This is a genomic window from Candidatus Rokuibacteriota bacterium, from assembly GCA_016209385.1.
Taxonomy (GTDB): Bacteria; Methylomirabilota; Methylomirabilia; order Rokubacteriales; family CSP1-6; genus JACQWB01.
Map to the genome: position 1 here is coordinate 1 of JACQWB010000123.1, position 8,626 is coordinate 8,626.

An 8,626-nucleotide genomic window follows, 5' to 3' on the forward strand; every position below is an offset into this window, starting at 1 on the left:
GACGAGATCGTCTTCGCGGGCTGGCTCCGCGGAGCCGGCGTGGAGATGGTCAGGGGCAAGACGGTCGACGTGGACGTGCCGGCGCACGCCGAGATTATCCTCGAAGGCTACGTGGACCCCTCCGAGCGCCGCCGCGAGGGTCCGTTCGGCGACCACACCGGCTACTACTCGCTCGCGCGCGACTACGCGGTCTTCCACCTGACGGCCGTCACGCACCGGAAGAATCCGATCTACCCGACGATCATCGTGGGCCGGCCGCCCCAGGAGGACTACTGGCTCGGCAAGGCCACCGAGCGAATCTTCCTGCCCATCATCCGCCTCCTCCTCCCCGAGGTCGTGGACATCAACATGCCCGCCGAGGGGATCTTCCACAACCTGGTGATCGTCTCGATCAAGAAGCGCTACCCGGGGCAGGCGCGCAAGGTGATGTACGCCCTCTGGGGGCTCGGCCTCATGATGCTCGCCAAGACGATCGTCGTGGTGAGCGAGCACGTGAACGTCCACGACCTCTCGGAGGTGGCCTGGCGGGCCACGGGGAACATCGATCCCAGGCGCGACCTCGTGCTCATCGAGGGCCCCATGGACGACCTGGACCACGCCGCCCTCCGCCACCGCTACGGCGGCAAGCTCGGGATCGACGCGACGGAGAAGGGGCCGCTGGACAACATCGAGCAGCAGTGGCCCGAAGAGATCGTGATGACAGAGGAGATCAAAGCCCTCGTGACCCACCGCTGGGGCGACTACTTCTCTGAGGGGGGTTCGCCCCCCCCTCAGGGCTCCCCCCCGCGGAACAGGTAATCGCAACTGGCAGTGCCCGTGCAGAAACTCCGGTACTTCGTCGAAGCCATCAGGTTCGAGCATACGGTCTTCGCTCTCCCCTTCGCCTACATCGCGATGGTGCTCGCCGCGGGCGGCTGGCCCGGGTGGCGCATCGCCCTCTGGGTGACCCTCGCGATGGTCGGCGCGCGCACGCTCGCGATGAGCGTGAACCGGCTCGTGGACCGCTTCGTCGATGCGCGAAACCCGCGAACGGCCCAGCGCCACCTCCCGCGCGCGCTCCTGAGGCCCTGGGAAGTCGCGACGTGGGCTGCGGCCTCCGGCCTCCTGCTCCTCGTCTCGGCCTGGCAGCTCAACCCGCTCTGCCTGAAGCTCGCGCCGCTCGCCATCGTGTTCCTCGTAGGCTACCACTACACGAAGTACTTCACGTGGACCTCCCACTGGATCCTCGGCTTCACCGACGGGATGGCCGCGGCCGGAGGCTGGATCGCCGTGCGAGAGGCGTTCGAGCTCCCCGCCTTCCTCCTCTGGTTCACCGTGACCGTCTGGATCGCGGGCTTCGACCTGATCTACGCCTGCCAGGACACCGAGTTCGACCGGGCTGAGGGCCTTCACTCGGTCGCCGCACGCTTCGGGGTCCCGGCGGCACTGGCCCTGGCGCGAGGTTGTCACGCCCTCACGGCGCTGGCTCTCGCGGCGGTCGGCATCGTCACGGGGCTCGGCTGGGTCTACTGGATCGGCTGGCTCATCGTGGCCGGGCTCCTCGCCTACGAGAACTCGCTCGTCTCCCCGACGGATCTGTCCCGCCTGAACGTCGCCTTCTTCAACGTCAACGGCTACATCGCGGTGATCGTCCTCGTCGCGACCGTGGGCGGGCTGTGGCGGTAGCACGTAGAGGGCCATGCGCCGGGGATGCCCTACGGAGCGAATCCGAGGAGCCGTAGCGGGCGGCGAAGCGCAGGACGCCGGAGCGCTCCGAGCGAGCCAACGCAGTTGGAACGCGAGGACGACCCCCTGCCTCCGGGGGGATGGGGGGGCCAGCGGAGGCGTCCGAGCGAGCCTGGTCCGTCGAGGCGACGAGGCCTGAGCGAAGGAGGGCACCCCGGCGCATGGCTAATCAGGAGAAGGCGCGGTACGTGCGGGAGATGTTCACCCGCATCGCCCATCGCTACGACCTGATGAACGGCCTCATGACGCTCGGTCGCGACCAGGCGTGGCGCCGGATCGCGGTCAGCATGACGGACCCCCCGGGAGGGCTCGCCCTCGACGTGGCCACGGGGACCGGAGACCTGGCCCTCGCGTTGCTGGAGACCTCGCACGTGCGACGCGTCGTGGGCCTGGACTTCTCCGAGGGGATGCTCCGCGTGGGTCGGGCGAAGCTCAGCCTGAAGGATCGGGCGCGCCGGGTGAGCCTCGTCGCCGGCGACGCCCTCGCGCTCCCGTTTCGAGACGCGACGTTCGCCTGCGTGACCTCGGCGTTCCTCCTGCGCAACCTGGCCGACCTCGAGCAGGGCCTCGCCGAGATGCGGCGTGTGACGCGCCCCGGCGGGCGGGTGATGGCCATCGAGATTACCCAGCCGACGCTGCGCGGCTTCGGCTCTCTCTTCCGGTGGTACTTCCACGGGCTGGTCCCGCGGATCGGGAGGCTCGTCAGCGGGGACGCTGAAGCCTACTCGTACCTCCCTCAATCGGTGGACCGCTTCTTGCCTCCCGCCGAGCTGGCGCAGCTCATGGAATCAGCGGGCTTCAGGGAAGTACGCTACCGGCGCGTCGGGATCGGGACGGTCACGATTCACGTCGGATCGGCCCCCGTCGCTTGACGCCCGGCCTTTGCCGAGGCTAAGATGAGGCGACGAAACTCCGCGTCGTTGAAAGATTTTTATGCGTCTCAGCACTGAGTTCACGTTCGACGCAGCCCACCGCATCCTGGGCCACCCGGGCAAGTGCGCGTTCCTCCACGGCCACACCTATCATCTGGAGGTCACGGTGGGCGCCGAGAATCTGGATCGGCTCGGCATGATCATCGACTTCGACGACCTGAGGACCATCGTCAGGAAGGCGGTGCTGGACCAGTGGGACCACGCGACACTCCTCTCCGCCGAGGATCCGCTCTGCGCGGCCATCGAGCGGGTCCAGGCGGAGGCGCCGGAAAAAGTGGTGCGCCTGGACGGGAACCCGACGGCGGAGATCCTCACGCGGGAGGCGTGGCGCGCGATCGGCTCGGCCCTCCCCCGAGGGATCTCGCTCGAACGCGTCGCGATCAGGGAGACCCCGACCTGCTCGAGCGAGCTGACCCGCGAGCGCGCGTGACACCCGCCACCACCGGCCGGATCGCCGAGTGCTTCCTCTCTATCCAGGGAGAAGGCGTCACCGCCGGCGTGCCCGCGGTCTTCTTCCGACTCCAGGGCTGCTCGGTGGGATGCCAGTGGTGCGACACCAAGTACTCCTGGGATCCTGCCGGCGGCCACGAGGTCTCCCTCGAGAGCCTGACCGAGCTGGCCGCCGCGTTTGCCTGCCGGCGGGCTGTCATTACCGGGGGCGAGCCGCTCGAGTCTCCGCTCTTCGTGCCGCTCGTGGAAGGCCTCAAGCACCACGGCTTCACGATCGAGGTCGAAACCTCGGGAACTCTGCCTCCGCCACCCGGCCCCGTTGACCAGTGGAACGTGTCGGTGAAGCTGGCGGGGTCGGGGGTATCGGAGGAGAAGCGGATCAACCCGGCGGCGATCGGCGCGTTCCTCCAGCTCGGCGCCTGGTGGAAGTTCGTCGTGGTGGACGAGCGCGATGTCGCCGAGGTGCTCCGGCTGGGCGAGCGTTTCGCCCTTCCGCGTGAGCGGATCCTGCTGATGCCGGAGGGGGTGCGGCGAGAAGAAATTCTCGAGCGCTCGCTCTGGGTCGTGGAGGAGTGCCGGCGCCACGGCTTCAGGTACTCGCCGCGCCTCCACATTCTCCTCTGGGGCGCGCGGCGAGGCGTGTGATGAAGCCGGCAGTGGTCCTCCTCTCGGGCGGCCTCGACTCGGCGACGACGCTGGCGATCGCCCGGGACCAGGGCTATGTTCCCTACGCCCTCTCCTTCGCCTACGGCCAGCGCCACAGCCGCGAGCTCGAGTCGGCCAGGCGCGTGGCCGCCTCGCTCGGCGCCAAGGAGCACCTGATCCTGGCGCTGGACCTCAGGCTGATCGGCGGCTCGGCGCTGACCGGAGACCTCCCGGTGCCGAAGGGGCGGAGCCCTGAGGAGATCGGTTCAGGGATCCCTGTTACCTATGTCCCCGCGCGCAACACGATCTTCCTTGCCCACGCCCTGGGCTGGGCCGAGGTGCTCCGGGTAGAGGACCTCTTCTTCGGCGCAAATTTTTACGATTATAGTGGCTATCCCGACTGCCGCCCCGAGTACATCGAGGCCTTCGAGCGACTGGCCAACCTGGCCACGAAGGCCGGCGTCGAGGGGCAGAGCCACTTCAAGGTTCACACGCCGCTGATCAGGATGACCAAGGCGGAGATTATCCGTAAAGGCCACGCTCTCGGCGTGGACTTCGCGCTGACCTGGTCCTGCTACGAGCCTACGAGCGACGGCAGGGCCTGCGGTGGCTGCGACAGCTGCCTGCTGAGAAAAAAAGGCTTCGCCGAGGCAGGCCTCGCCGACCCCCTCCCCTACGCCGCATGAGCGCGCCCACGACAACCGCCCAGGCGACCGTCACCCTCGCGATCGACGGGCGCGCTGTCACCGTCCCCGAGGGGACGACGATCTGGCAGGCCGCGCGCGAGGCCGGGATCGAGATCCCGGTGCTCTGCCACGACCCGCGGCTCCGGCCCGTCGGCGTCTGCCGGGTCTGCGTCGTGGACGTGGGCGAGCGGGTCCTGGCGGCCTCGTGCGTCCGCGCTGCCGCCAACGGGATGAAGGTGATCACGCGCTCGGACAGGATCGAGCGCTGCCGGAAGGCGCTGACCGGCATGCTCCTCGCCGACTACCCCCGCGAGTCCCTCCGCGAGAAGACGACCGGTGACGACGGGCTGCTCGCCCTCGGCCGCCAGTACGGCCTCCAGCGCCCACCACGCCTGCTGGCCGGCGACGGTCGCCCGACGGACCTCTCCTCACCCGTCATCGCCGTGGACCACGTGGCGTGCATCCTCTGCGACCGCTGCATCCGCGCCTGCGACGAGCTCCAGCACAACGACGTGATCGGCCGGATGGGAAAGGGCTACGCGGCCCGGATCGCCTTCGACCTCGACAGCCCCATGGGCGAGTCGAGCTGCGTGTCGTGCGGCGAGTGCGCGGCCGTCTGCCCGACCGGCGCCCTGACCCACAAGCCTCTCTCCGCTCCCATCCGTCCCCGCGCCGAGCTGAAGGCGGTGGACTCGGTCTGCCCGTACTGCGGCGTCGGCTGCGCGGTGAGGCTCCACGTGGATCCCGAGCGCAACGCCATCGTCCTGGTGGACGGCCGGCCGAGCCCGGGGAACCAGGAGCGCCTCTGCGTCAAGGGCCGCTACGGCTTCGACTACGCCCACCATCCCCACCGGCTCACCGTCCCGATCATCCGGCGGCCCGAGGCCTATCCCAAGGGACCGCTGTCGAGCGCCGTGAAGGGGGAGGGCGCGCGCCGGAAACCCGGCGGGGTTGTGGACTACGCGGAGGTGCTCCCCGCCTTTCGCGAGGCCACGTGGGACGAGGCGCTCGACCTGGTGGCCCGGCGGCTCAGCGCTATCAAGCAGACCCACGGCCCGCGCGCTCTGGCGGGGTTCGGATCGGCCAAGTGCAGCAACGAGGAGGCCTACGTCTTCCAGAAGCTGGTCCGCGCCGCCTTCGGCACGAACAACGTGGACCACTGTACGCGCCTCTGCCACGCCTCGTCGGTGGCGGCCCTCCTCGAGACCATCGGCTCGGGCGCTGTCACGAACGTCTTCGGCGACGTCAAGCGCGCCGAGGTCGCGCTCGTTGCGGGGAGCAGCACGACCGAGAACCATCCCGTGGCGGCGACCTTCATCAAGGACGCGGCGGCCCACGGCACGACGCTGATCGTCGTGGACGCGCGGGCCACGGGGATCGCCCGTCACGCGCAGCACTTCCTCCTGATCAACCCGGGGACCGACGTGGCGCTCTACAACGCCTGGATGCACGTGATGATCGAGGAGGGCCTGATCAACCGCGAGTACGTCCGGGCCCACACCGAGGGCTTCGAGGCGCTGCGCGAGGTCGTGAAGCGTTACCCGCCTGACGTGGCGGAACAGATCACCGGAGTGCCTGCTGGAAAGATCAGCGAGGTGGCCCGGATCTTCGGGCGGGCCAGAGCCGCGATCATCTTCTGGGGGATGGGGATCTCCCAGCACACCCACGGGACGGACAACGCCCGCTGCCTGATCTCGCTCGCCCTCCTCACCGGCAACGTGGGACGACCGGGCACGGGGCTGCATCCGCTCAGGGGCCAGAACAATGTCCAGGGGGCCTCGGACGCGGGGCTCATCCCGATGGTCTATCCCGACTACCAGGGCGTGGAGGATCCGACGATCCGCCGCCGCTTCGAGGAGGCCTGGGGCGTAGCGCTCGATTCGAAGCGCGGCCTCACCGTGGTGGAGATCATGGCAGGAGCGCTCGCCAGGGAGATCAGGGGGATGTACATGATGGGGGAGAACCCGTTCCTCTCGGACCCCAACATCAACAAGGTCCGCCGGGCCCTCGCCACGCTCGACTTCCTCTGCGTCCAGGACATCTTCCTGACCGAGACGGCGGAGTTCGCCGACGTGATTCTCCCGGCGACGTCCTTCTTCGAGAAGACCGGCACCTACACCAACACCGATCGCCGCGTCCAGATCGGCCGGAAGGCCCTCGACCCGCCGGGCCGGGCCAGGCTCGACTGGGAGGTCGTGTCGGAGATCGCCCGCCGGATGGGCTACCCGATGGAGTACGGGAGCGCCGAGGAGATCTTCGAGGAGTTCACCTCGCTCGCGCCCAGCTACCAGGGCCTCACCTACAAGAACCTGGAACCCTACGGCAGGCTCTGGCCCTGTCCGGATCCCGAGCGGAACGAGGGGATCCAGCTCCTCTTCGCCGACGGCTTCCCGACGCCTAGCCGGCGGGGGAAGTTCGTTCCGGCCGACTACCAACCGGCGGCCGAGTGCCCCGACCCTGAGTATCCCTTCGTCCTCAACACCGGCCGGCTCCTCGAGCACTGGCACACCGGGAGCATGACGCGCCGGGCCCGGGCCCTCGACCAGATCCGGCCCGAGGCCTTCTGCGAGGTGCATCCCGAGGACCTGGCCGGAATCGGGCTGCAGGCGGGCGACTACGTGACCGTAAGCTCGCGCCGGGGATCGATCACACTGCGGGCGTGCCCGTCGCGGCGGGTCGCCCGCGGCACCCTCTTCATCCCGTTCCACTTCCGCGAGGCGGCGGCGAACGTCCTCACCAACGACCAGCTCGATCCGTTCGGCAAGATCCCCGAGTTCAAGTACTGCGCGGTCAGGATCGAACGCGCCGGTGGCTAAAGACCGCCGGCGGGAAGCATCCAACTTTTTGGGATAGCGGCGGGGGATTGGGGTCCGCAGCCCCCGTTGCCGGGAGCGGCCGGGCACCCATCGCGAGCGAGCGGGAACGGGGAAGCCGGATCGCGCACCCCGGGCGGGAGGACGCGAAGGGGCGCCGGAAAACTGGCGCGCCCTGCGCCGAGGCGAGAGCAGCGGAGGCGCATCCGGAGGGGCCCCGTCCCGCGAGCCGCGAAAGGGTGGCCGCGGAGGCCCGGGGGCAAGGACCCCGAGCCCCCGCCGCTTCGCGCTGGGCCCTCACAGAATTCTGGATGCATCCCCGCCGGCGTTCAGCCCCGAAGCCCGGCGAGGAAGCGCTCAAGGAGGCCGACTAACGCTGCCGGGCGGTCGAGGAGGAAGTGGTGGTACGTCCCGGCGATCTCCTCGAGCCGGGCCCCGGGGATCCGCTTGACCATCTCGGCCGCCATCGGGCGAGGCAGGATCGGGCTCCACTCCCCGCGCACGACGAGGGTGGGCGCGCTGATCCGAGCGAGCAGCGGCCAGGCGTCAGCCGGCTGGCGGGTGCCGTTGCAGGCGGGGTCGAAGCGATAGACCCAGCGCTCCCCTCGCTTCACGATGCCGGCCTGGGCCAGGTGGCGGAGTAGCTCGGGGTCGGCGACCGTCTCGCGCGGGATCAGGCGGAAGCGCGCCAGCGCACTCTCGGGCCTCTCGTAGGTGCGGAGAGGACGGAACCCCCTCGCCTGGAGCTCAAAGAGCCGGTCCTCCGGGATCGTCGGGCGGCTGTCGGCGATCACGAGGCCGCGCACCCGTTCGGGATGCCAGGCGGCGAAGCACATCGCGTTGTGCCCGCCCATGGAGTGGCCGACGAGGGTCACCTCACCCCAGCCCAGAGCGTCCGCGAGCTGGCGCAGGTCCTCGCAGAAATCCTGAGTCCGGTAGGCGGGCGGCACGGGCCACTGGCTCTCCCCGTGGCCCCGCTGGTCCAGGGCGAGGACGTGGAAGCGGTCGGCGAAGGCCGGAGCCACGGCATCGAACCAGTGGCAGTGGGCCGAGCCCCCGTGGAGGAAGAGGAGGCCGCGGGGGCCAGGCGCCCCCCACTCGAGAGCGTGGAGCTGAAGCCCGTTGACCGGGAGAACCCGATGGCCGGCAGCGGCGCAGCCGAAGGCGGCATTCGCGCTCACCCCCTCATTCTACGCGAAGGAAAATTCTTTGCCACGCCGCCGAGGACCGGCGTAAGCTGAAATCAACCGATGGGCACGTGTCCCGTTCCTCCCGCCCGACGCCACCTGACGGACGCAGGTCTCGGAGTCCTGGCTCTGGCCCTGGCCATCCTGAGCGGTTACGCGCTCCTCGCCCCCGACCGGCTGCGCGCCAC

The 8,626-nt window shown here is 69.5% G+C and carries 8 protein-coding genes; 7 read left to right on the plus strand and 1 reads right to left on the minus strand.

What is annotated here, in order from left to right:
- From HY726_08030 to fdhF, 7 genes are all read left to right on the plus strand, one after another.
- The coding region (locus HY726_08030) for a UbiD family decarboxylase (GenBank protein MBI4608940.1) at nucleotides 1-798 on the plus strand (798 nt) is incomplete at its 5' end.
- Nucleotides 799-816: 18 nt separating this feature from the next.
- Complete coding sequence (locus HY726_08035; GenBank protein MBI4608941.1) at nucleotides 817-1,665, plus strand: UbiA family prenyltransferase; 849 nt, start codon at nucleotides 817-819, stop codon at nucleotides 1,663-1,665.
- A gap of 221 nt (nucleotides 1,666-1,886) precedes the next feature.
- On the plus strand, nucleotides 1,887-2,597 hold the full coding sequence (gene ubiE / locus HY726_08040; GenBank protein MBI4608942.1) for a bifunctional demethylmenaquinone methyltransferase/2-methoxy-6-polyprenyl-1,4-benzoquinol methylase UbiE: 711 nt from the start codon (nucleotides 1,887-1,889) through the stop codon (nucleotides 2,595-2,597).
- A gap of 61 nt (nucleotides 2,598-2,658) precedes the next feature.
- Entirely contained in the window at nucleotides 2,659-3,087 is a 429-nt protein-coding gene (gene queD / locus HY726_08045) for a 6-carboxytetrahydropterin synthase QueD (GenBank protein MBI4608943.1), read from the plus strand.
- Nucleotides 3,084-3,752, plus strand: coding sequence for a 7-carboxy-7-deazaguanine synthase QueE (locus tag HY726_08050; GenBank protein MBI4608944.1), 669 nt, complete (start codon nucleotides 3,084-3,086; stop codon nucleotides 3,750-3,752). The genes queD and HY726_08050 overlap by 4 nt, the downstream gene beginning before the upstream one ends.
- The gene (queC, locus tag HY726_08055; GenBank protein MBI4608945.1) at nucleotides 3,749-4,438 is read left to right on the plus strand and encodes a 7-cyano-7-deazaguanine synthase QueC; all 690 of its coding nucleotides are present in this window, start codon (nucleotides 3,749-3,751) and stop codon (nucleotides 4,436-4,438) included. The genes HY726_08050 and queC overlap by 4 nt, the downstream gene beginning before the upstream one ends.
- Complete coding sequence (fdhF, locus tag HY726_08060; protein ID MBI4608946.1) at nucleotides 4,435-7,254, plus strand: formate dehydrogenase subunit alpha; 2,820 nt, start codon at nucleotides 4,435-4,437, stop codon at nucleotides 7,252-7,254. The genes queC and fdhF overlap by 4 nt, the downstream gene beginning before the upstream one ends.
- Nucleotides 7,255-7,580: 326 nt before the next feature.
- On the opposite strand, the gene HY726_08065 is transcribed toward fdhF, so the two are convergent.
- A complete protein-coding gene (locus HY726_08065) occupies nucleotides 7,581-8,432 on the minus strand; it encodes an alpha/beta hydrolase (GenBank protein MBI4608947.1) in 852 nt (283 codons plus the stop codon).
- Nucleotides 8,433-8,626 lie beyond the last annotated feature (194 nt).